Source organism: Dyella amyloliquefaciens (genome assembly GCF_004296575.1).
Taxonomy (GTDB): Bacteria; Pseudomonadota; Gammaproteobacteria; order Xanthomonadales; family Rhodanobacteraceae; genus Dyella; species Dyella amyloliquefaciens.
This window is the reverse complement of record NZ_SAYT01000001.1, coordinates 421,575-442,989: the sequence shown is the minus strand read 5'-3', so window position 1 is coordinate 442,989 and position 21,415 is coordinate 421,575. Positions and strand designations below refer to the sequence as shown.

The window sequence follows — 21,415 nt, the reverse complement described above, 5'->3', positions numbered from 1 at the left end:
GTAGTGGCCAGTCAACGACTGGTCCCGTCCAACGACAAGGGAGTGCCTCATGCTCAAGTGGGCCATCATCTTCGCCATCGTTTCGCTGGTGACCGGCTGGCTGGGTTTCGGCGCGGTTGCCGGCATCACCGGCACCATCGCCAAAGTCCTGTTCGCGATCTTCCTGATCCTGTTCCTGCTGGCACTGCTGGCACTGACCGGCATCTTCAACGCGTTGTAGCGAGGCTCAGTCGAGCACGCGTTCCATGCGCCGGTGATCGACCACCCGACCGCATTCGCTGGTCAACTGCGATTTGCGTTCGACGGTGACCCGGAAACCGGTGCTCTGGTACAGCGCTTCCGCGCGTGGATTGCTGGCCGCGACGTCCAGTGTGATGCGTCGATGGCCGGCATCCCGCGCCAACCCGATCAGGTGATCGATCAGGGCGTGACCTACGCCCTGCCCCCTCAGCTCCGGCAGCACGGCCAGATGGGCCAGGTAGTGCATGTCGCCATCGGGAGGACGAATCACCGACTCCACGCGCAACCCGCGCACGATCGCGCCCAGTCCGCGACGCAGTCCGTAATGCCCGATGATCTGGCGCGCCGCCGCCAGGGTGAACGGCCACTTGGTATCGGCACCGTAGCCTGCCCCGACCGCTACCACGCGATCGCCAGCCACGCCGACCCAGTGATTGCGCCAGCCGAACTCGCCGGCTCCATCCATGAAGCAATGCCCCAGGAAGGCCAGGGCGTCACCACCGTCGCGGGTGGTGAAGACGTAATCGAACGAGTCCGGTCCCGAGGCGTAGATCAGCGGCACGGCCACCACGGCATCCTCGGGCGCCGCCGGGCGGAAACGAATCTTCAAGCCGGACCGCGCCATGCCCTCTCCCATCCGCGATCCCCTGAGTGGAACCGCTTGTCCGTTCCAGCATAGGGCAGCCCTGCGGAGCCGCGCAGAGGCGCCATCGGCCGGCGTGGGGGGCGTGTCGGCCATGGGCATACCAGGAAGCGCAACACCCTCTAAACTACTCGTCTTATGCGCGGACGTATTCCCGACAGTTTCATCGACGAATTGCTTGCCCGCGTCGACATCGTCGATGTGATCGAGCGGCGCGTGCCGCTGAAAAAAGCCGGCAGGGAATGGACCGCCTGCTGTCCGTTCCACAACGAACGTTCGCCGTCGTTCTACGTGAGCCCCGCCAAGCAGTTCTTCCACTGCTTCGGCTGCGGCGCGCACGGCAGTGCGCTGAAGTTCCTGATGGACTACGAGCGCCTGGAATTCCCCGATGCGGTGGAAGAGCTGGCGCAGTCCGTCGGCCTTACCGTGCCGCGCGAAGGCGGCGATGATCGCGCGCAGCGCGAGGACAAGACCGACCTCTACGCGCTGCTCGACGCGTCGGCCCGCTGGTACGAGAACGAGCTGCCCAAGAGCGCCGATGCGCAGGCGTACTGCAAGAAGCGCGGGCTGGATGAGCAGACCATTCAGCGCTTCCGCATCGGCTGGGCGCCCGCCGGTTTCGATGGCGTGATCAAGGCGCTGGGTGGCAGCGACAAGCGCATGCACCTGCTCAACGAAGCCGGCATGGTGGCGAGCAACGAACGCGGCAACCGCTACGACCGTTTCCGCGAACGCCTGATGTTTCCCATCCTCGATCGGCGCGGACGCGTGATCGCGTTCGGTGGCCGCATTATTTCCAGCGCGCTTCCTGCGCGCGAAGTTCAAGAAGCGGGCATCCCTGCCCGCACTCCTCAAAAAGAGCCGGGCCCCAAATACCTCAACTCGCCGGAAACGCCGCTGTTCCACAAGGGGCGCGAGCTATTCGCGCTATGGCAGGTGAAGCAGGCGAACCCGAGCCTTTCGCGCATTGTGGTGGTCGAGGGCTACATGGACGTGATCGCCATGCACCAGGCCGGCCTGCCGATTGCGGTAGCGACGCTGGGCACGGCCACTACGCCCGAACACACCGAGGTGCTGTTCCGTGCCGCGCCCGACGTGGTGTTCTGTTTCGACGGCGACCGCGCCGGCCGCGCGGCCGCATGGAAAGCGCTGGAGTCGGCCTTGCCGCGCCTGCGCGATGGCCGGCAGGCGTACTTCCTGTTCCTGCCCGACGGCGAGGATCCGGACACGCTGATCCGCAAGGAAGGCAAGGACGGTTTCGAGAAACGCCTGAAGGAAGCCACGCCGCTGTCGACCTACTTCTTCGGCGAACTCGCGCACGACGTCGATACGGCGAGCCTCGATGGCCGCGCACGATTGGCCGAGCGAGCCCGTCCGCTGATCGCACGACTGCCCGATGGCGCGTTCCGTGACCTGATGGCGCAGGAGCTGGAGAAGCGCACCGGCGCCCGCGCTGTGCTCGAGGCCGATCCCGCTGCCCGACGCACGGTGCAGCGACCCATCGTGGTGCAGCGCTCGTTGGTGCGCAGCGCCATTGCACTCCTGCTGGCGCAACCGGGCGTCGCAGACGAAGTGGCGCGCCCATATGGTTTCCTGCGCATGGACAAGCCGGGCGTGGAACTGCTGGCGGAGTTGATCGACCTGGCGCGCTCGCGCCCCGGCATCAACCCAGCCATGCTGGTGGAACACTTTGCCGAACGCCCCGAATACGCGGCCCTGCAAAAGCTCATGGCGGCCATGGTCGTCGGTGAACCCGAGACGCAGCGTGCCGAGTTCTTCGATGCACTCGCGCGCATGGAGCAGCAGGCTGTGATCCAGCGACGCGACTGGCTGACCGCCAAGAGCCGCGAGAGCGCGCTCAGTAGCGCGGAGAAGGCCGAGCTGCGCGAGTTGTTGGCCGCGCGCGTCGCGCCGGTGAAGGCAGAGTGAGCGTTTGACTGCCTGTCGCGTTGCTTGATCGATCCAGGGCGTGACGGCTGCCCCGCCGCCCCAAAGAACAGCGTTCTAACTTCCCAGCCTGCAAGATGAACACCCCGCCCTCCCCAGGAGGGGAACAGAAGCGTCCGTGCGCTGCCGCAAGCGTGCTGACGCCCTCCTATGGGATCATCGACCCTTACTAGTAGGCATGGGTGCTTGCCCGGGCATGGACGTAGATGGAACTGCTTGAACGACTGGTGACCCTGTTCGCCGAGAACGGCTACCTCGCGGTATTCATCGCGTTGTTGCTGTGCGGCGCGGGTGCGCCGCTGCCCGAGGACATTACCCTGGTCGCCGGCGGTGTCATCACCGGCCTGGGCTACGGCAACGTACACATCATGTTCGGCGTAGGCATGGCCGGCGTGCTGGTCGGCGACGCCGGCATGTTCCTGCTGGGGCATCACTACGGTGCGCGCATTCGCCAATGGCGGCTCGTGGCGCGTGTGCTCACGCCCGAGCGCTATGCCAAGGTGCAGGAAAAATTCGAACGCTACGGCAACCGCCTGATGTTCATTGCCCGCTTCCTGCCGGGCATGCGCACGGCGGTTTTCATCACCGCCGGCTCCACCCATCGCGTGTCGTTCCTGCGCTTCTTCCTGCTCGACGGCAGCGCCGCGCTGATCAGCGTGCCGATCTGGGTCTACCTCGGCTATTTCGGCGCCAACAACCACGAGTGGTTGGCGATGTGGATCCGCCGCGGACAGAACGGGCTGTGGTTGTTCGGCGGCGTGGTGGTGCTGATCGTGCTGTTGTTGTGGTGGCGGCACAGGCGCCGGGTGGCGTGCGAGTCCGGCACGCGTTGAGCTACATCCCATGGCCACGCTGACGCAACAGGAATATGACGACGAGAACTTCGACGATGCCGACTTCGCCGGCGTCACGATCGATGGCATCCGCTTCCGCGACTGCACGTTCCGTCACTGCAACTTCAGCGAAGCCACGCTCGCCCGCTGCCGCTTCAACGACTGCGAGTTCATCGACTGCAACCTCAGCCTGGTCCGGCTGACCGGCAGCAGCTTCGATGCCGCGAGCTTTGCCGACTGCAAGATGGTCGGCATCAACTGGACCCGGGCCCACTGGCCGCGCGTACGCCTGGCCAAGGCCTTGTCGTTCCGCCGTTGCGTGCTCAACGACTCCACCTTCTTCGGCCTGGACCTGCGCGAATGCGAGCTGGTCGAATGCCGCGCGCTCGACGTCGACTTCACCGATGCCAACTGCACGGAAGCGGACTTCCGCGATACAGACCTGCGCGACAGCGTCTTCGCGCGCACGCGGCTGGCGGGCGCCAACTTCATCGACGCCTGCAATTACCGCATCGACATCTTCACCAACGACATCAAGCGGGCGCGGTTCTCGCTGCCGGAAGCCGTCGCGCTACTGGAAAGCCTGGATATCGACCTGCAGGACTGACGCCGCCGCTTTCCGGCGGCGCCATGCCGCCTCAACGCGACGACGCGGCGACGTCCTGCGCATCGTTGCGACGCCACCAACCTCCACCCAGTGCCTGGAACAGCGCCACCGTATCGGCGTAACGCGCCGCCCTCGCCTGCACCAGGGCCAGCGCAGTCTGCTGCCACGCCAACTCCGTGTTGAGCAACGCACTTTCGCTCAGGTCGCCAAGTGCGAGCTGGCGCCTGGCGACGTCGAGGCTGTGGGCAGCCGCACGCTCGGCACGTTCGCTGGCCGCGAGCGCCTGTGCGTCCGAGTCGATGGCATGCAAGGTGTCGGCCACATTCTGCACCGCCTGCAGCACGGTACTCCGGTACTGCGCGGCCGCCTGCTGAAGCGCCGCCTCGGCCCCGCGTTGCTTGTGCTTGAGCGTGCCGCCGTCAAACAGCGGCTGCGTCACCGATGCACCAAGGTTCCAGAAGCCATTGCCTGCGCTGAACAGCTGGCTGGCCTTCTCCGAGGCACTCCCGAAGGACGCGTCGATCTGCACGTTGGGCAGGCGATTGGCGATGGCGACCCCTACCTGCGCACTTGCGGCATGCAACTCCTCCTCCGACATGCGTACGTCGGGCCGCTGCTCCACCAGCTGGGCGGGCAAGCTGAGAGGCAGGTCGGTCGGCAGCTGCAGGCCCTCCAGTGTGAACTGCGCATCGATTCGCTGGTCCGGCGTGCGGCCGGTCAGCACGGCAAGCAGATCGCGCTGCTGCGCCAGCTGCTTGTCCAACGGCGGCAGCGTGGCCTTGCTCTGCTCCAGTGCCGTGACCTGGGCGGCCACGCCGGCGTCGGATGCGTCGCCCAGCTCCTGCTGCCGCTGCAAGGTGGCGAGGATCCTGCCTTGCGCCTCGATGATCTGCTGCGTGGTCTGGATCTGCGCACGCAGCGACGCCTCCTGGATCGCCGCGTTCACCACGTTGCTGGTGAGCGTCAGATAGGTCGCCTCCAGCTGGAAGCGCTGCTGGTTCGCCTGCGCCACCAGCGACTCGACCTGGCGCCGGTTGCCGCCCCACAGGTCGAGTACGTACGACACGCTGACCTGCGCGGTGGTCAGGTTATAGAGATCCGCGCCTGAAGCTGCCGGGCTCGCGAGGTCCTTGGCGATGTCCTGTCGGGTCGGATTCACGCTGGCATTCACCTGCGGGAAGTACGCGCCACGCTGCGCGTACGCCGCCTCCCAGGCCACCTTGAGCGCGGCGTGCGCAGCTTCCACGTCGGCATTGTGCTTGAGCGCATCGTCGATCAGCGCATTGAGCGGCTCGGAATGGAACAAGGTCCACCACTGGCCCGGCATGTCCATGGATTGCAGCAGGTGCTGCGATTCGCCGCCAGCTCCCGTCGTCGCGGCGGTATCGCGGGCGATCGGCGTGGCTGCGTAATCCTTGGCCCCGGGTGCCTGTGGTCGCTTGTAATCGGGCCCCACGGCGCATGCGCTGAGGGCAAAGGCGATGCTCAGGGCAAGCATCGGGCGCAGCGGATGAAGGACGTTGGTCTTGATCATGATCACAGCTCCCGCGACGGATGCGGACGGTGCTGGCGACGACGCCGGTCGATGAGTCGCTCGACGGCGAAATAGAAGCCCGGAAGGATGAACAGCGTGAGCAGCGTGGCGATGGGCAGGCCGCCCACCACGACGGTGGCGAGACCGCGCTGCACGTCGGTGCCGATGCCGGTGGCGAGCGCCGCCGGCAGCATGCCCACGCTGGCGACCGTGGCGGTCATCAGCACGGGCCGGAAGCGTTCGGTCGCGCCTTCCAGTACGGCATCACGCAGGTTATGGCCTTCCTTCCGCACGCGATTGATGTTGGCCACCATGATGATGCCGTTCTGCACCGCCACGCCGAACAGCGCGATGAAGCCCACGGCAGTCGCGATGTTCAAGGTTTCCCCGCGCAGATGCAGCGAGATCAGGCCACCTACCGTCGCCAGCGGCACCACCGCCAGCACCATAACCGCCTGGTGCAGCTTGCCGAACTCCATGAACAGGAACACCAGCATGATCGCCATCACCAGCCCCATCACCACCACAAGCCGGGCCTGCGCACGCTGCTGGTTCTCGAAGGTGCCGGCCCACTGCAGCTGGTAGTTCTGCTTGTCGAAATGCACCTTGGCATCGATCTGCTGCTGCGCATCGGCCAGGTATTCGGACAGCGCACGATCGCGGTTGTCGATGCGGATGGTGATCTGCCGCCTGCCCTGCTCATGCGCGATGGTGCTTTCGCCGGTCTTGTAGCGGATGTCCGCCACCTGCTTCAGCGGCACCTGTGCACCGCCGGCGGAGGTCAGCGGCAGCTGGCCGACGGCCTCCAGGTTGTTGGCTGTCTCGTTGGAGACGCGGGCCGTCACGTTGTATGTCTTGTCCCCAACGTAGACCTGCGTGATCGGCGCGCCGCCGATGGCCGTCTGGATCAGGTTGCTGACGTCGCCAACATTGATGCCGTAGCGCGCGGCCGCATCGCGGTCGGCGGTGATCGCCAGCTGCGGGATCGGCGGCTCCTGGAAGATCGAAGCCTCCGCCGTGCCGCGCACGCCATGCAACACATCGACGATCTCGCCACCGATGCGTCGCAGCTCGCCGAGGTCGTCGCCATAGATACGCAGCACCAGCGGGCTGTGCGCACCGCCGATCATGTCGTTCTCGCCATCCACGATGGGCTGGCTGATGCCGACCGAGATACCGGGAATCTGCTGCATGCGCGCGTTGAAGCGACGCAGGAATTCCGCCTTGCTCTCACGATCCGGCCAGCTGTCATACGGCTTCAGGCCCACGCCCGCTTCCACATGCGACGGCGTCCATGGGTCCGTACCGGTATCGTTGCGGCCCATCTGCGTGACGATGAAGGACACCTCGGGAAACTCGCGCACGGCGCGACGCAGGTCCGCCGTCATGGCACTCGCCTTGTCCAGCGAGAGGCCCGTAGGCATCTGCACCTGCAACCACAGTGAGCCTTCGTCCAGCTCCGGCAGAAACTCGCGACCGATGGTGACGCCGAGCACGACGACGCCCACAAGCGCCACGCCCGCCACCGAATAGACCACCGGCAGCTTGCCGAGCAGGCGCTCCAGTGTCGCCGTATAGGCGGCCTGCAGGCGCGCCAGCGGCTTGTTGTGGAAAATCTTCCGCGGCTTGCGCAGCGCTATATATGCCAGGCCGGGTGTCAGCGTCACCGTGCACAGCAGCGCGGCCAGCAGTGCATAGCCCACCGTAAATGCCATCGGACGGAACAGCTTGCCCTCGGCGTGCTCGAACGCGAACAGCGGAAGATACGCCGTGACGATGATCAGCGTCGCGAAGAAGATCGAGCGGCCTACATGCTTGGTCACCGTCATCACGTCGTCTTCGGTGAGTATCGCGTTGGGCTTCTCTTCGCGGCGGCGCAGGATCGCCTCCGTCACCACGATGGTGCCGTCCACGATCACGCCGAAATCGATCGCGCCCAGCGAAAAGAGATTCGCCGGCATGTGCGTGAACTGCATCAGGATGAATACGGTCACCAGCGACATGGGAATCGCCACCGCCGCCACCATCGCCGAGCGCGGACTCCCAAGGAACAGGATCAGTACGATGCACACCAGGCCCACGCCTTCCATCACGGTGTGGAAGACCTTTTCCTTGGTGGCCTCGACCAGGTCGTCGCGATCGATGTACGGTGCGATGCGCACGTCCTGCGCGGCGAGCTGCTTGTTCAGCTGATCGACGGTGGCATGGATGCCTTCGAGCACGCGCGAAGGATTCTCGTACTTCAACAGGTCGACGATGCCCTCGATGGCATCGGGGTTGTTGTCCTTGCCGAGGATGCCTTCGCGGACCTGGTGCCCGTACTCGAGCTTGCCGAGATCACGCACCAGCACGGGCACGCCGTTGCTCTGCGTCACCACGACGTCACCCAGGTCCTTCAGCGTGTGCACCATGCCGATGCCGCGCACGATGTACGACTGCTCGCCGCGCGTGATGCGACCACCGCCTGCGTTGGCGGTATTGGACGAGATGGCGCTGGTGACCTGGCTGACACTGACACCGTACTTCAGCAGCCTGGACGGGTCGAGCTCCAGCCGGAACTCCTTGGTGAAGCCACCAAAGATATCCACGTTGGCAACGCCGGAAACGCGCTCAAGCGCAGGCACCACCAACCAGCGCTGGAGCTCTGACAGCTCCATCAGGTTCTTGCTGGTCGACTCGAGCGTGTAGCGATAGATCTCGCCCGCGGGACCCGATACCGGATCCAGTCCCGGCGTGACGCCCGGCGGCAAGGTCACCTGGCTGATGCGCTCCATCACGCGCTGGCGCGACCAGTAGTCCTCGGCGCCGTCCTTGAACACCAGCGTGATCAGCGACAGGCCGAAGGTGCTGCTCGATCGCATGCTCACCAGACCCGGCGTCCCCGCCAGGCCGCGCTCCAGCGGAATGGTGATCTGCTGCTCGATCTCCTCGGCGGCCAGGCCCGGCACCTGCGTGGTCACCTGCGCGGTGACGTCGCTCAGTTCCGGATAGGCCTCGATGGCGAGCTGCGTCCAGGAGTAATAACCGAAGCACAGTACCAGCGCCGACACGACGAGGAACATCACGCGCTTCTGGAAGCAGAAGTGGAAGATCGCGTTAATCATTGAGAAGGACTCCGCCCTTCACGACCACGCGGTCGCCCGCCTTGAGGCCCTTCAGCACACGAGCGCCGGCAGTCTCGTCATAGCTCAACTCCACCGTGCGGCGCGCGAATGCCCACGATGACACTTCCACGAACACGGTGGTGCTGTCGTTGTTCATCAGCAACGCGGAGTCAGGCACGAACACCTGTGCCGGCTGCGGTACCGCGATGCTGGCGTTGGCGAACATGTTCGGCTTCAGGCGTCCGTCCGCATTGGCAAACACCGCGCGCACCATGTCGCGGCGGGTGTCGGACTGCAGCACCTGGCTGACGAAGCCCACCTGGCCATGGAACACCTGGTCCGGATAGGCCGACAGCACCGCGTCCACCACCTGCCCCTTGGCGATATGGCCAACCTCGGCCTCCGGGACATTCGCGGTGATCCACACCGAATCAAGATCGGAAATGGTCATCAGTACCGCGGACGTGTCGTTGGCATAGGTGCCTGCCGCCGCGCTCAGCGCGGTGACATAACCACTCATCGGCGCGGTGACGCGAATGCTGCGCGCGGCGCTCTGCTGGCCTTCGGCACTCAACGAACGCAGACGCGCCTGCGCACGGTCCATCTCGGCCACGGCCTGGTTGTAATTGCTCTGTGCGGTTTCCAGGTCCTTCACTGCGTTGCCGCCCGCCTGCTGCACGCCACGGGCGCGATCGAGCGCCTTCTTCGCCAGGGCAAGCGCGTCCGTGGCCTTGGCCACATCGGCATACGCCTGCGCCATATCGCCCGAATCGATCACGGCGAGCAGCTGGTTGCGGGTTACGTGGTCGCCCAGGCCAACTTTCAGCTCGGCGATGCGGCCGGTGAGCGGCGCCAGCACGTTGGCCGTTCGCGTGGGATCGGCCTCGACCGTCGCGGGAAACTGCATGGCGTGCGGTGCCTCGCGCATTTCCACGGGTGCAATCACCAGTTCCTTGCGCAACGGAGACCCATCGGGGACACGAAGCACGCCATGGTCATCCACGAAGGCTGGCGTGGCGGCTTGTTCGCTCTCACGGTGGGAGCAGGCAGCGAGTGAAGCGCTGATGGCGAGGGCGATGAAAACTCGGGACAGGCGGTGAAGCATGGGTATTCCCCTGCAAAAATTTGGCGTGCAGCCGCGCTCCACCGCCGTCATGGCGATGGAGCTGTGTTTGCGAAGGGGTAGCGTTCCAGGTCGCCTGGAGCTGGAACGTCTAACCCGCTCGCGGTGTGCGCCGACACCGGCCACCGCTCGCGGGAATTACTCCGGAAGGAGCACTCGAAGGAACGAGGACGGCGTCGTCAGCAAGAAAATGCGATATCAGTCGATGGGTCCGGGTCCAATGTGCCGTCGCTCCTTTGCAGGGTTAATACGATAACGATCGCGGCTTACGTCAGGTCGTCGCGGGCTCGCGCACGAGGCGATCCTGCAGCAGGCCGGCGCGCTCCAGCGGCAGGTAGGCCAAGGCCGCCAGGTGGGAATGAATGCGCTTGAGATCACGCAGGATGCGCAGGTAGACGTCCCCGCCACCGCCGCCATCACGACGCTCGCGCAGCGACTTGATGTGGCGCTCCGACGCCTCGTTCTCCAGCCGCCACAGCGCCTCCTTGCGCGCCACGAGCTGCTGGGCCGCGCGCAGGTCGCCGCGCAGGAAGACGGTGAGCCCGAGGCGCAGGCTCTCCATCACCAGCGTATGCATCGCCGCCAGGTCCTGGATGTCCTCGGCGGAAAAATCCTGTCCGCTCGCCATCTTCTTCGCGGCGAATTCCATCAGGTTGTTGGCGGTGATGTCGCCGATGTGTTCGATGTTGATGACGAACGCCAGGATCTCCTGGCTGCGCTCGCCGTCTTCCTCGTTCAGCGGCTGGCCGCCGAGGTCGGCGAGGTATTCACGGATGGCCATACCCAGCTTGTCGAGCGACGGATCCATGCGGCTGATGGCGGACGCACGCGAGCGGTCGTCCTTGCCGAACACTTCGACCAGGCCCTTGAGCATGCTTTCCACCATGTCGGCCATGCGCATGGATTCGCGCACCGCATTCGCCAGCGCGACGTTGGCCGAGTCCAGCGCACCCTCGTCCAGGTACTGCGGCACGCCGGGATCATTGGGCTTGGGCGGTTCGGGCAACAGGCGCACAAGCAGTCGCGCCAGGCTTTCCACCGGCACGATGAAGATCATCGCCAATGCCAGGTTGAACGCGGTGTGGAAGTTCACCACGATGCGCGCCGGCGACGCGCCGAGCGGCGCGAGCCAGTGCGCGATCAACGGCAACAGCGGCAGGCACACCACGCAGCCGAACGCACGTACCATCAGATTGCCCATCGGCAGGCGGCGCGCGAACGGCGTGTGCGCTTCCATCAACGCGGGAATGGTGCTGCCGAGGTTGGCGCCCAGCACGAGCGCGAGCGCGCCGGGTGCATCGACCACGCCCGCCGTCGCCAGCGACACGATCAGCAGCACCACGGCCACGCTGGAGTGGCAGGCCCAGGTCAGCAGCGCCGCCACCAGCATCGCGAGCACCGGCTCGCTCGCCAGGCTCTGCAGGATGGCGTGCAGCACGGCTGCGTTCTCCACCGGCGCCATCGCACCAACCAGCAGATGCAGGGCAAGCAGCATCAACCCCAGGCCGATGGAAACGCGACCGAGGTTTTCGTAGCTGACGTCGTCGGTGCGACGGTGGACGGTGAAGCCGATCAGGATCAGCACCGGCGCCACGATCGAGATGTCGAACGACATCACCTGGACGATCAGCGTGGTACCCACGTTGGCGCCCAGCATCACGGCGAGTCCTGGTGCGAGACCCAGGAAACCGCTGGCGGCGAACGAGGTCGCCATCAGGCCGGTGGCGGTGCTGCTCTGGAGCAGTGCGGTGACGCATACGCCGAAGCCCAGCGCCGCAGGACGATGGCCGAGATAACGACCCATCCAGCGACGAAGCATGCTGCCGTAGCCACGCAGCACACCGCTGGTGACCATGTGCGTCCCCCACAGCAGCAGGGCCACGTAGCCGGCAATGTCGAGTAGAGCGAAGGTGCCTTTCATGGCGCGACCTCCTTGGAGCAGATCGGATGCCGAAAGCATCCGTGCTCTCGCTTACGAGAGCCTGTGAGGGGAACGGGCGTCCACGCGGACACCCTCGCATTCGTGTTATCGCATCGAGCGCGCCGTCAGCTGCGACGCTGTGGAATCGCCTTGAGGCTGTCGTTCCGGCATGTACCGGAACGACCCTCCAAAGCCCTCGCGACGACGCTGGTTACAACCAGCGTCCGTAGCGTCGGATGTAGATCAGCTTCATCAGCTGCGTGAGCACGCAGTAGGTGAGCACCGTCGCCACCAGCCAGCCGAAGTACACGCCGGGTAGCGGCATCATGCCGATCTTCGCGCCCAGTCCGGTATACGGCACCAGCATGCCGATGATGATGATGGCCGTGGTGAGCGCCAGCACCGGAGCGGAGGCGGAACTCTGCAGGAACGGAATCCTGCGCGTGCGGATCATGTGCACGATCAGGGTCTGCGTGAGCAGGCTCTCGATGAACCAGCCCGACTGGAAGAACGACTGGTGTTCCGTCGAATTCGCGCCGAACAGGTACCACAGCAGCAGGAACGTGGTGATATCGAAGATCGAGCTGACCGGTCCGATCCACACCATGAAACGGCCGATGTCGCTGGCGTCCCACTTGCGCGGCTTGCGCAGGTATTCGTCGTCCATGCGGTCGAACGGGATCGACAGCTGCGAGATGTCGTACAGCAGGTTCAACACCAGGATCTGCAGCGGCAGCATCGGCAGGAACGGCAGGAACGCGCTCGCCACCAGCACCGAGAACATGTTGCCGAAGTTCGAGCTGGCGGTCATCTTGATGTACTTGATGATGTTGCCGAACGTGATGCGTCCTTCGATCACGCCCTCTTCCAGCACCATCAGGTTCTTTTCGAGCAGGATGATGTCCGCCGATTCCTTGGCGATGTCGGTGGCGGTGTCCACCGAAATGCCCACGTCCGCCTCGCGCAGCGCCGGTGCATCGTTGATGCCGTCGCCGAGGAAACCTACGGTGTGGCCCTGGCGTTGCAGCGACTTCACCACGCGCGCCTTCTGCAGCGGCGACATCTTGGCGAACACGGTGGTGCGCTTGACCAGCTCGTCCAGCTCGTCGTCGGTCAACGGCTCGATGTGCTTGCCCTGCGCGGAGTGCTCCACGTCCAGCCCCACCTCGCGGCAGATCTTGCGCGTCACCGCCTCGTTGTCGCCGGTGATCACCTTCACCTCGACGCCGTGGTGATGCAGCGCCGCGATGGCGGTGGCCGCGCTGTCCTTCGGCGGATCGAGGAAGGCCAGGCAACCAATCGCTGTCAGGCCGCTCTCGTCCGCCACGCCATACGCGCGGCCGGCCGGCGGCTGCTGTTTGATCGCCACCACGAGCACGCGCAGGCCGTCTTCGTTGAGATCGCGCGTCATCGCCTTGATCTCGGCGCGCAACTCGTCGGTCATCGGCAGGACGTCGTCGCCCGACTTGGCGGACGAGCAGATCGACAGCATCTCCTCGACGGCGCCCTTGCACACCAGCAGTTCGTGGCCGTCGCCATTGCCCAGCACCACCGACATGCGGCGGCGCTGGAAGTCGAACGGAATCTCGTCGACGATGCGGTAGTGCTGCGCGACCTCTTCCAGGTCGCGATGCGTCAGCACCGCCTTGTCCATCAGGTTCTTCAGGCCGGTCTGGAAGCGGCTGTTGAGGTAGCCGTATTCCAGTGCCTCGTCCGACTCCTCGCCGTACAGGTCGAGGTGACGCTCCAGCACGATCTTGTCCAGCGTCAGCGTGCCGGTCTTGTCGGTGCACAGCACATCCATCGCGCCGAAGTTCTGGATCGCATTGAGGCGCTTCACCACCACCTTGCGCTTGGACATCGCCAGCGCGCCCTTGGCCAGGTTCGCCGTCACGATCAGCGGCAGCATCTCGGGCGTCAGGCCGACAGCCACCGACAGCGCGAACAGGAACGCCTGCAGCCAGTCGTGCTTGTCCAGGCCGTTGATCAGGAAAACGATCGGCACCATCACCGCCATGAAGCGGATCAGCAGCCAGCTGACGCTGTTCACGCCCCGGTCGAAGCTGGTCTGCACGCGCTGGCCGACGATGGTGCGCGCGAGCGAACCGAGATACGTGCGCGCGCCCGTGGCGACGACCACCGCCGTGGCTGTGCCGCTCACCACGTTGGTGCCCATGTAGCAGACGGTGGGCAGGTCCAGCGGGTTGTCGCCGTGCGCGCCGCCTTCCAGCTCGTCTTCGCGATGGCTGTGTGCCGGCGCTGACTTCTCCACCGGCAACGATTCGCCGGTCAGGATGGCCTGGCTGATGAAGAGATCCTTCGCCGAAACCAGCCGCAGGTCCGCCGGCACCATGTCGCCCGCTGCCAGATGCACGATGTCGCCCGCGACCAGCTCGCCCACCGGCACTTCGATGCGCTCGCTGTGGCCGTCGGATGCGCGGCGCGTCACCGTGGCGGTATTGCGCACCATGGCCTTAAGGTTCTCGGCGGCCTTCGACGAGCGGTATTCCTGGGTAAAGCTCAGCAGCACGCTGATGCCTACCATCACTGCAATGATGATCGGGCCGGTCAGGTCACTGGCATCGGTGGCCAGCTGCACCCCAGCCAGCACCAGCAGCACGATGATGAAAGGGTTCTTGAACGCGCGCAGCAGCTGCACCGACCAATGGGGCGGCTTCTCGTGCGACACCTCGTTGAGGCCATCACGATCCAGACGCTCGGCGATCTGCTCCTCGTTCAAGCCAGCCGCGCTGGTATCCAGCGCCGCATAGAGGGCTTCGTTGTGGCGGAACGCTTCCTGCGCTACGGCCACGCGCACCGGAGCAGCGGCGCTCTTGACGGCCGCCTTGCCGGTGACGGTCTGGGTGGAGTGCTTCAACATGACTCGCTTCCGTGAAATCGGTGACATCTGGGCCGGACCAGCGAGCCGGGCGGGGGTATCCCGCGCGTGACGCCTAGACCTGCACTACGGACTTCGTTGCAATCGACGCCACGGGACTGGCGGAGGCCAGCCCTTGCGGGGCATCGCTGGCTGCAACGAAGCGTTCATCAGTGACTGGATACCAGCTGCAGATGACGATGTGCTTGCGGAGCAACATGTTCGCGGCGGCGGGCCTGGTAGGCCTGCGACGCCTCATTGGCCGCCTGCGACTCGCGGGCAACCGGCGCCTGGATTTCACCCAGGGGAGCGGGGACGGTAATCGTCCAGGAACGACGAGCGTCCGCACGACGGCCAGAGACCGAACGTACAGCGGTACGCAGACGGAAGAAATCGCGAAGGAGCTTCATGGCCCTTTCTCCTCGTTAACGGCGCCAACGGCGCCGTCAGAGGTGGGCCGGTCTTCCCTAGTCGAGGAAAGCGCCAGCCGACCGCAGGCGGTCGCCGCAGCAGATCAGCTTGTAATGCAATGCCGGCACCCGATGCTCGCGGATGTCGACGTTGCGACTAGGGTAAACGTCCATATGCCTTGGGTTGATAGGACAGAGGCCACTTCGGGCGCAGTTGCGCCGGGTGGCGCGCAAATTGTCTTGCTGCGGTGCGGAAGTGTCAACCCTGTGACACGGAATTTTTGTGGCGAAAGTTGTTGCGTTTAGGCGGGGGCGAGACTTGTCGAGCTGGATGTGACGTTGGCGTCATGTGGCGTGCACGAATCGCGACGGCCCCACGCATGCCCCTCGCCCTCCCTGTGCGCGACCGCCTTTCGCCACAGTACTCAGCGTCACTCCCTCGAAATCTCACCGTCACTCCCCCAAAAGCGGGACAAGCGCGGAGCGCGCAGAACGCCCGTAGGGCGGCCCTGAAGAGGTGAGCGCAGCAAATCATCCAGTGCCTTGGCTCTTTGCTTCTGGTCGTGACATTCCCGCCAACTTGCCCGCCTGCCGCGGGCTTCCGAGCCGCTGCCGCGGCCCGGGTCACTTTTCTTTGCTTGCTCAAAGAAAAGTAACCAAAAGAAAGCGCACCCCGCGTGGCGCTGGCCGGGCTTTGCCCAGCCAGTCCGTGAGGGGCGGCCGGGCTTTTCGACCGGGCTCCTGCCCGGACGAAAAGTGCCCGACGTCCTGTCGGGCACCCCTGCGGGGCCTGATCGTCCACCCCTCACCGCCACACAGGGGATGGTTGAAGGCTCGTGCCGCTGCGCGGCACATCGCGTTGCAGAGATGCGCGTCGTCGTTCGTTGTGGGAGCGCACCCTGTGCGCGACCGCAGAGGTCATGACTCACGCCGCGGTCGCGCACAACGTGCGCTCCCACAGGGTAGGAGAATCCGCTCCTTGCTCTGGCTCTTGATCTCCCCTCCCCTATGCCGCGGCGGGCGGGTGGAGGAACAGCCCGAAGGGTGGCCGGCAGGGACGCCGGCCAGTTTGTCGTCAGGGCAGGATGCCCTGTCGACAAACCCCGCAACCCGCCCGCGAACCTTCCGGGCGATAGCCCGGAAGGCGCGGCATCGGGGTGGCCTTTCTCTTGGTTACTTCTCTTTGGCCACGCAAAGAGAAGTGACCCGCTCGTCGGCAGACGAGCGGAAGCCCGCGGCAGGCGAGCCAGGTCGCGATATCGCTAAAAAGGGCTCGAACGAGGCCGGTGCAGACAAACGGCGGGGCAAGATTGGCCCCTCACCCCAACCCTCTCCCCGAAGGGGAGAGGGAGAAAAGGCGTCGGCTCAGATGGAGCGTTCGAACACGAGACCCTGGTGCTGCACCAGCGGCTCCATCACCCAATGGTCGACGAGAAGGAACGCGAACAACGCCATCAGGTACACGATGGAATAGTTGAACACCTTCATCGCGAAGAACTCATCCGGCGGATTCAACAGACGGATCGCGTAATACAGAAAGCCCGCACCGAGCACCGCTGCGCCACCGAGATAAACCATCCCGCTGTAACCCGTCAGCGCCGGCAGCAACGTCACCAGCACCAGCAGGATCGTGTAGAACAACACGTGCCAGCGCGTGAATACCACGCCATGCGTTACCGGCAGCATCGGCACCTGCGCACGCGAGTAATCGTCGCGACGGAAGATCGCCAGCGCCCAGAAATGCGGCGGCGTCCACACGAAGATGATCAGGCACAACTGCAGCGCGAACGGATGCAGCGAACCTGTAACGGCCGTCCATCCCAGCACCGGCGGAATCGCGCCGGCCAGGCCACCGATCACGATGTTCTGCGGCGTGGCGCGCTTGAGATACGCCGTATAGACCACCGCATAGCCGATCAGGCCGCCAAAGGTCAGCAAGGCAGTCAGCGGATTCACCAGCACCACCAGAATGACCATCGACAACGCACCCAGCGCGAGTGCAAAGGTCAATACCTGGCGCGGCTTGAGGTGTCCGGTGGCGAGCGGGCGATGCGCGGTACGCGCCATCACCTTGTCGATGCGCTGGTCGATCAGGTGATTGAACGCGGCAGCTGAGCCGGAGGCCATCCAGATACCCAGCGTGCCGAACACCAGCGCACGCCACGGCGGAATGCCGGGTACGGCGAGGAACATGCCGATGACGGCGCAGAACACCAGCAGCGCGACGACGCGCGGCTTGGTCAACTCCATGTATTCGTGGAAACGACTGCTCATCATCAGTGCCCGAGGGAAAGGAACATCGCGTCGTCATGACGCTTCTGCGTACGTGCCAGCGCCGCCAGCAGGGTGAACAACAGCAAGGCCGCCACGCCATTGTGCAACGTGGCCACCGGCAGCGGCAGGCCGAAATGCACGTTGCTGATGCCCAGCAGCACCTGGGTCACCAGCACCACGGCGATGGCGAGCCCCTGCGCGCGCAGCCCGCGGCGGGACGCGCGATGCGACAGCCATGCCAGGTAGCAGAACACCACCAGCGCGCCGAAGCGGTGTGCGATCTGGATCGCGCTGCGCGCAGCCATGTCGAGCACGCCACCTTCGTAGTTCACGCCCACGCCACGCCACAGCACAAAGCCTTCGCGAAAGTCGGTGGGCGGCATCCACTGGCCAAGGCACTTGGGGAAATCCGTACCGCAGGCGAGCGCCGCGTAATTGGAGGACGTCCAGCCGCCCAGCGCGATCTGCGCCAGCAGCAGCACGATGCCCAACACCACCGCCTTGCGCAGGCCGGCGTAACCGTCGTCCTGCGCGCCGACGCCGGCATAACGCAGCGCCACGTAGGCCAGCAGCGCGAACGTGGTGATGCCGCCCATCAGGTGTCCCATCACCACGATGGGCTTGAGCAGCAGCGTGACCGTCCACATGCCGAGCATCGCCTGGAACACCACCACCGCGAGCGCCAGCACACTGATGCGCCATGCACCTGGCCGGCGCAACTTCATCGCGGCGATCAGCGGCAACCCGATGGCCGCGGCCGAAAGCAGCAGCGACCAGTGATGCTCGCCGCGCATGTACATGCCCACGCCGATCGCCGCACAGATCGCGCCTACGATGACGGCGTAGCGCTCCCAGCGGCTGCGCCAGCTCGCGATCAGCGCCAGGGCGAATACCAGCGCACCCAGCGTGCCGGCGAGGAAACGGTGCACCTGCTCGCGCCACGCCTTGTGCGTTTCGTAGGGGCGATCCGGGAAGGCCTGGTTGGCCTGGGCGATCTCGTGCTGCTGTTCCGGCCAGGTGGCGCGGCCGTAGCACGTCGGCCAGTCGGGGCACGACAGGCCTGCGTTGGAGAGGCGCACGAAGGCACCGAACATCACGACGCCGAAGGCGAACACCGCGGCGAGCAGTGCGAGCCCACGCAGCACCTTGGTAGAACGGGCGGTCATCAACGAATCACCTTCTGCAGATCCTTGCGCAAGCCGGAAGGATCGAAACCGGCGGGATACAGCGACAGCGCCGTGCCGTCGGACTCCACCAGCAGCGCACTCACGCTGTCCGGCTCTGACGGGCGAAAGGCGGCCAGCGCATCCTTGCTGTCCTGCCCCACCTGCCAATAGTTGGCCATGCCACTGGCTTGCGCATCTGCCGGAGGCTGGCCCACGTAGAGCAGCCGCAGGCGCGTGGCGTTGCGGTTGAGGGTAATGCGGGCAGCCGCCATCTTGGTCAGCGTATCCACGCAGCGCGCGGCACAGCCAGGCCCTGCCAGCGCAACCAGGGTCAGCTGCGGCTCGCTGCCGCGCCATGCCCATGGCTTGCCATCGGCCAGCGTCACCTGCAGCTGTTCGCTGTCGAAGTTGCGCTGCGGTGTGATCGCCAGGCCATTGGCCTTTCCGCCGGGCTGCCAGCCCATGGCAGTGAGGACACCTGCGGCGATGATCGGTGCGGCGAACACCGCCATGACCAGCAGCAGTTTCAGACGGCTCGCGCGCTGCGCGCGGTTATCGGGCTTGTTCATGACCTGTCCAACGGCTTCGAGGGGCGGCGGCGATGCAACACCAGCAGGATCACGACCGCCGCCACGGCAAAGGTGAACCACTGGAAGGCATAGGCACGATGCCGCGCGGGCGGCATCGAAGAAAAATCGATGGTGTGTTCGCGCACGTAGATCGATGCCGGGTCGGCATCCAGTGCAAGCACCTGCGGGTAAAGCGCAGTACCGAGATCGGCGGCGACCTGCGGCAGTTCAAGATAGACCGTGGTCTTGGGCCATCGTGTTTGCCTTGCGAGTGCATTGCCACCCATCTCGAAGCCGACGCCAGGCGCGGGCACATACAGACCCTGCAACGACTGCCTGCCCGTGGGCAACGGCGGCAACTGCGGTGCCTGGTCGGTGCCGTTGCCGGGAAGAAAGCCGAGATCCACCAGCAACAGGCGGTCGCCATCCTGTGGACGGAAAGGCGCATAGACTTCCGCACCGCCGCGCTGGTCGTGCTTGGGATTGTCCAGCAGGTACAGGCGGTCGGGCACGTACTCGCCTTCCACGTTGACGCGCACAAACGCATCCATGGGGGGCTTTGCGGCCACCGCTGAAAACGCGCGCGGCGCTGCGTTTTCCGCTGCGGCATACCGTCGCAGAATCGCTTCCTTCTCGTCTGCGCGATGCAGCTGCCACACGCCCAAGCGTATGAACAGCAAGGCACCTGCCACTGTAAGCAGCAAGGCGAACCACGAAGGACGGCGCAACCAGTTCACGCGGTGGCACCACGCACGACGGCTATACTCCGGATGTCAAAAACGTTCGGACCAATCACGTGGAAACCATCTACAAATATGCGCTGGTGATCCTGCTGCTGGTGGTGCTGTTCAACCTTGGTCAGGCCCTGTTTTTCATGATGACCGACAAGGACGGCAGCAAGCGCACGGTGTGGGCGTTGACCCGCCGCATCGGTTTGTCGGTCCTGCTCATCCTGATGGTCGTACTCGGCATCTGGATGGGCTGGCTGCATCCGCACGGCGTGGGCCAGTAATTGTAGCGTCCCGACGTAGCCAGCGCTTCGCTGCAGCATCTGTTTTCCCCAAAGGCCCGCCACTGGCGGGCCTTTGCTTTGGGGCCCGCCGCACCCTTGTGGGAGCGCACCCTGTGCGCGACAACCCGATGGTGCGGCGACACCGCAATTCCACGGTCGCGCACAGGGTGCGCTCCCACAAGGCCCTGACGGTTGGCACAAACAAAAAGCCCGCCTTGCGGCGGGCTTTTTGCTGCGACGCGCAAGCGCCTCAGAGGATGTACACGAACATGAAGAGGCCGAGCCACACCACGTCGACGAAGTGCCAGTACCAGGCCACCGCTTCGAACGCGAAGTGATGATCCTTGCTGAAGTGGCCCTTGGCTACGCGCAGCCAGATGATCGCCAGCATGATCGTGCCCAGCGTCACGTGCATGCCGTGGAAGCCGGTGAGCATGAAGAAGGTGGAACCGTAGACACCGCTCTGCAGCGTCAGGTTGAGCTCCCTGTAGGCCTCCATGTACTCGTGCGCCTGGAAGTACAGGAACGTCGCACCGAGCAGCACGGTGAGCGCCAGGAACACCAGGATCTTGCCGCGGTGGCCGACCTTCAGCGCATGGTGCGCGATGGTGACGGTCACGCTCGAGGTGAGCAGGATCAGCGTGTTGATCAGCGGCAGGCCCCACGGAGCTACCGTCTGGAATTCACCGCCGATGCGCGCCGGACCACCACCACCACTGGCGCCCCACGAGGCGGCGTAGTCGTTCCACAGGAACTGGTGGGTAAGCACGCCGTGGCCTTCGCCGCCGAGCCACGGCACCGCGAACATGCGGGCGTAGAACAGCGCACCGAAGAAGGCACCGAAGAACATCACCTCGGAAAAGATGAACCACATCATGCCCATGCGGAACGAGCGGTCCACCTGGCTGTTGTAGCTGCCGGCGAGCGACTCGCGGATCACCGAGCGGAACCAGCCGAAGAACATCAGCAGGATGCCGACAAAGCCGACGGTGATCACGGTCTTGCCGAAGCTGGCCTCACCCGGAGGCGCGTTGAGCCAGTGCGCGGCACCGAGCACGGTGACGAACATGACGACCGCGGCCACGATGGGCCAATAGCTCTTGGTCGGTACGAAATAAGCGCCTTGCTGCTGACCCATGGTGCGACCCCGTGGA

General features: G+C 65.1%; 17 protein-coding genes. 5 read left to right on the top strand and 12 right to left on the bottom strand.

Going from position 1 to position 21,415, the window contains the following annotated elements; translation table 11 throughout:
* The first annotated feature begins 49 nt into the window (after positions 1-49).
* Positions 50-220 carry a DUF1328 domain-containing protein gene (locus EPB08_RS01755; protein ID WP_130617339.1) on the top strand — a complete coding sequence of 57 codons (171 nt, stop codon included), beginning with the start codon at positions 50-52 and terminating at the stop codon, positions 218-220.
* Between the two features lie 6 nt (positions 221-226).
* Here EPB08_RS01755 and EPB08_RS01750 read toward each other — a convergent pair whose 3' ends face one another.
* A complete protein-coding gene (locus EPB08_RS01750) occupies positions 227-865 on the bottom strand; it encodes a GNAT family N-acetyltransferase (RefSeq protein WP_130617338.1) in 639 nt (212 codons plus the stop codon).
* Positions 866-1,021: 156 nt separating this feature from the next.
* Between EPB08_RS01750 and dnaG the strand changes: the two genes are divergently transcribed.
* From dnaG to EPB08_RS01735, 3 genes are all read left to right on the top strand, one after another.
* Entirely contained in the window at positions 1,022-2,812 is a 1,791-nt protein-coding gene (gene dnaG, locus EPB08_RS01745) for a DNA primase (protein ID WP_130617337.1), read from the top strand.
* 224 nt (positions 2,813-3,036) lie between these two features.
* The gene (locus EPB08_RS01740) at positions 3,037-3,663 is read left to right on the top strand and encodes a DedA family protein (RefSeq protein ID WP_130617336.1); all 627 of its coding nucleotides are present in this window, start codon (positions 3,037-3,039) and stop codon (positions 3,661-3,663) included.
* A gap of 10 nt (positions 3,664-3,673) precedes the next feature.
* The gene (locus EPB08_RS01735) at positions 3,674-4,270 is read left to right on the top strand and encodes a pentapeptide repeat-containing protein (protein WP_130617335.1); all 597 of its coding nucleotides are present in this window, start codon (positions 3,674-3,676) and stop codon (positions 4,268-4,270) included.
* A 31-nt stretch (positions 4,271-4,301) separates the two neighbouring features.
* Here the strand turns inward: EPB08_RS01735 and EPB08_RS01730 are convergent, their stop codons facing one another.
* The 10 genes from EPB08_RS01730 to EPB08_RS01685 all read right to left on the bottom strand — a co-directional run bounded on the left by EPB08_RS01730 (position 4,302) and on the right by EPB08_RS01685 (position 19,986).
* On the bottom strand, positions 4,302-5,804 hold the full coding sequence (locus EPB08_RS01730) for an efflux transporter outer membrane subunit (protein WP_130617334.1): 1,503 nt from the start codon (positions 5,802-5,804) through the stop codon (positions 4,302-4,304).
* Between the two features lie 2 nt (positions 5,805-5,806).
* Positions 5,807-8,908, bottom strand: coding sequence for an efflux RND transporter permease subunit (locus tag EPB08_RS01725; protein ID WP_130617333.1), 3,102 nt, complete (start codon positions 8,906-8,908; stop codon positions 5,807-5,809).
* Positions 8,901-10,013, bottom strand: coding sequence for an efflux RND transporter periplasmic adaptor subunit (locus EPB08_RS01720; RefSeq protein WP_130617332.1), 1,113 nt, complete (start codon positions 10,011-10,013; stop codon positions 8,901-8,903). Before EPB08_RS01720 ends, EPB08_RS01725 begins: the two co-directional genes overlap by 8 nt.
* 289 nt (positions 10,014-10,302) lie before the next feature.
* Complete coding sequence (locus tag EPB08_RS01715; RefSeq protein ID WP_130617331.1) at positions 10,303-11,952, bottom strand: Na/Pi cotransporter family protein; 1,650 nt, start codon at positions 11,950-11,952, stop codon at positions 10,303-10,305.
* 211 nt (positions 11,953-12,163) lie between these two features.
* A complete protein-coding gene (mgtA, locus tag EPB08_RS01710) occupies positions 12,164-14,833 on the bottom strand; it encodes a magnesium-translocating P-type ATPase (RefSeq protein WP_130617330.1) in 2,670 nt (889 codons plus the stop codon).
* Between the two features lie 167 nt (positions 14,834-15,000).
* On the bottom strand, positions 15,001-15,240 hold the full coding sequence (locus EPB08_RS01705) for a hypothetical protein (protein ID WP_130617329.1): 240 nt from the start codon (positions 15,238-15,240) through the stop codon (positions 15,001-15,003).
* 1,365 nt (positions 15,241-16,605) lie between these two features.
* Positions 16,606-17,514: a heme o synthase gene (cyoE, locus tag EPB08_RS01700; RefSeq protein WP_130617328.1), complete on the bottom strand. Its 909-nt coding sequence runs from the start codon at positions 17,512-17,514 to the stop codon at positions 16,606-16,608.
* Positions 17,515-17,516: 2 nt separating this feature from the next.
* The gene (locus EPB08_RS01695; protein ID WP_130617327.1) at positions 17,517-18,680 is read right to left on the bottom strand and encodes a COX15/CtaA family protein; all 1,164 of its coding nucleotides are present in this window, start codon (positions 18,678-18,680) and stop codon (positions 17,517-17,519) included.
* Positions 18,680-19,249 (bottom strand): hypothetical protein, encoded by a 570-nt coding sequence (locus EPB08_RS01690; RefSeq protein ID WP_130617326.1) that lies wholly within the window; start codon positions 19,247-19,249, stop codon positions 18,680-18,682. Before EPB08_RS01690 ends, EPB08_RS01695 begins: the two co-directional genes overlap by 1 nt.
* A complete protein-coding gene (locus EPB08_RS01685; protein WP_130617325.1) occupies positions 19,246-19,986 on the bottom strand; it encodes an SURF1 family protein in 741 nt (246 codons plus the stop codon). Before EPB08_RS01685 ends, EPB08_RS01690 begins: the two co-directional genes overlap by 4 nt.
* A gap of 59 nt (positions 19,987-20,045) precedes the next feature.
* Between EPB08_RS01685 and EPB08_RS01680 the strand changes: the two genes are divergently transcribed.
* Positions 20,046-20,261: a twin transmembrane helix small protein gene (locus EPB08_RS01680; protein ID WP_038621797.1), complete on the top strand. Its 216-nt coding sequence runs from the start codon at positions 20,046-20,048 to the stop codon at positions 20,259-20,261.
* Between the two features lie 250 nt (positions 20,262-20,511).
* On the opposite strand, the gene EPB08_RS01675 is transcribed toward EPB08_RS01680, so the two are convergent.
* Positions 20,512-21,399: a cytochrome c oxidase subunit 3 gene (locus EPB08_RS01675; RefSeq protein WP_130617324.1), complete on the bottom strand. Its 888-nt coding sequence runs from the start codon at positions 21,397-21,399 to the stop codon at positions 20,512-20,514.
* Positions 21,400-21,415 lie beyond the last annotated feature (16 nt).